3 protein-coding genes are annotated in these 2,158 nt (G+C 74.7%); 2 read left to right on the forward strand and 1 reads right to left on the reverse strand.

What is annotated here, in order from left to right:
• The coding region (locus VF468_04950) for a glycosyltransferase (protein ID HEX5877663.1) at positions 1 to 273 on the reverse strand (273 nt) is incomplete at its 3' end.
• 78 nt (positions 274 to 351) lie between these two features.
• Here VF468_04950 and VF468_04955 point away from each other — a divergent pair.
• A complete protein-coding gene (locus tag VF468_04955; GenBank protein ID HEX5877664.1) occupies positions 352 to 1,359 on the forward strand; it encodes an iron ABC transporter substrate-binding protein in 1,008 nt (335 codons plus the stop codon).
• Positions 1,360 to 1,417: 58 nt separating this feature from the next.
• On the forward strand, positions 1,418 to 2,158 hold a 741-nt coding region (locus VF468_04960), incomplete at its 3' end, for an ABC transporter permease subunit (GenBank protein ID HEX5877665.1).

Genomic DNA, 2,158 nt, shown 5'->3' on the forward strand with positions numbered 1-2,158 from the left:
GGTCCGCACGGCCGCGCCCAGCCCCCGGTTGGCCCCCGCCGAGAGCACGGTCGCCCCGGCCGCGGCGGCCAGCTCGGCGGTCCGGTCGCCGGAGCCGTCGTCGACCACCAGGCACTCGACCCGCCGGCCCAGGACCCGCTCGGGCACCCGGGCGACCACGGCCGCGACCGTCGCCTCCTCGTCGTGGGCGGGGAGGAACAGCACCACCGGCCCGGGCCGGGCCGCGGGGCCGCGGCCGGGTGGTTCGGGCGCTGCTGGCAGGCGCAGGGCCACGTCGGCTTCTACACTCCTGGACTTGGCCCCCGGAGGGCGGGCGACTAGGATTTAGGCGAACCTAAACATGGAGGCCGGATGTCCCGCAAGACCGCCATCGTCGCCCTCGCCCTGCTGCTGGCCGTGGTGCCGGCCGGCTGCGGCGGCGCCCGCGACGCCCTGACCATCTACTCCGGTCGGACCCAGAACCTGATCGGGCCCCTGCTGGAGCGGTTCAACAAGGAGACCGGCATCGCCATCGACGTCAAGTACGGCGACTCGGCCGAGCTGGCCCTGCTGCTGGCCGAGGAGGGCGACCGGTCCCCGGCGGACGTGTTCCTGTCCCAGAGCCCGGGGGCGACCGGCTTCCTGACCGGCAAGGGCGTCATGGGGCAGCTGGAGGCGAGCGTGCTCGACAAGGTCGACCCCCGCTTCCGCAACGCCGACGGCCGCTGGGTCGGCGTCTCGGGCCGCCAGCGGGTGCTGGTCTACAACGCCGAGGAGGTCCCCAGGTCCGAGCTGCCCGACTCGGTGCTGGAGCTGACCGACGCCCGCTACGCCGGCAAGGTCGCCCTGGCCCCCTCCAACGGCTCCTTCCAGGACTTCGTGACCGCCATGCGCGAGCTCGAGGGCGAGGACGCCACCGAGCGGTGGCTGAAGGCGATGGCGGCCAACAAGGCGCGGACCTACGCCAACAACAACGCCATCGTCGAGGCGGTCAGCCGCGGCGAGATCGAGATGGGGCTGGTCAACCACTACTACAACTACCGGTTCAAGCAGGAGAACCCCTTCACTCCCAGCCGCAACCACATCTTCGCCGACGGCGACGTCGGCGCCCTGGTGATCCCGTCCACGGCCAGCGTGCTGGCCGGGACCGACAAGGCCGAGGAGGCCGGGCGCTTCGTGGACTTCCTGCTCTCGGCCGAGTCGCAGCGCTACTTCAGCGACCAGACCTTCGAGTACCCGCTGGCCGCCGGCATCCCCGCCGCCTCCGGGCTGCCGCCGCTGGCCAGCCTGAAGTCCCCCGAGGTCGACGTGGACTCCCTCGGCGGCGGCCTGGAGCGAACGGTGGAGCTGATCCGGTCCAGTGGCTTCAACGGCGTCTGACCGCCGTACCGCCCGGCCCGGGGCGGACCGCCGGCCCGCCCCGGCGTCCCTGGCGGCGGTGTCGGCGCTGGTCGCCGCCCTGTTCGCCACCCCCCTGGCCTACCTGGTCGTCCGGGGGCTGACCGAGGGCGGCACCCTGGCCGCGGCCTGGGCGTCGGGCGCCACCCTGGGGCCGCTGCTCCGCACCCTGGTCCTCGGCGTCTCGGTGGCCGCCGCCGCGGCCGTGCTCGGGACCGCCCTGGCCTGGCTGGTGGCCAGGACCGACCTGCCCGGGCGGCGGGTCGCCCGCCTGCTGCTGCCCCTCCCGCTGGTGATGCCGTCGTTCATCGCCGCGTTCGCGCTGCTGGCCGCGTTCGCCCCCGGCGGGCTGCTGGCCGGGCTGCTGGAGCCGCTGGGGGTCGGGCGGCTGCCGGCCTTCGAGGGGTTCTGGGGGGCGCTGTACGTGCTCACCCTGTTCACCTACCCGTACGTGTACCTGCCGGTGGTGGCCCGCCTGGGCCAGCTGCCGGCGTCGCTGGAGGAGAGCGCCCGGCTGCTCGGCCGCGGCCCGGCGGCGGTGTTCCGGACGGTGGTGGCGCCCCAGGCGGCCGGGGCCGTCTGGGCGGGGACGCTGCTGGTCTTCCTGTACACGATCAGCGACTTCGGGGCCGTCCAGCTGCTCCGCTACGAGACCCTGACCAGCTCCATCTACGCCTCGCGGGTGTTCGACCGGGCCGGCGCCCTCGCCCAGAGCCTGCTGCTGGGGCTGCTGGCCGTGGCCGTGGTCGCGGCCGAGCGCTCGGTCACCCGGGGCGGCCAC

This window comes from Actinomycetota bacterium (assembly GCA_036280995.1).
Classification (GTDB): domain Bacteria; phylum Actinomycetota; class CALGFH01; order CALGFH01; family CALGFH01; genus CALGFH01.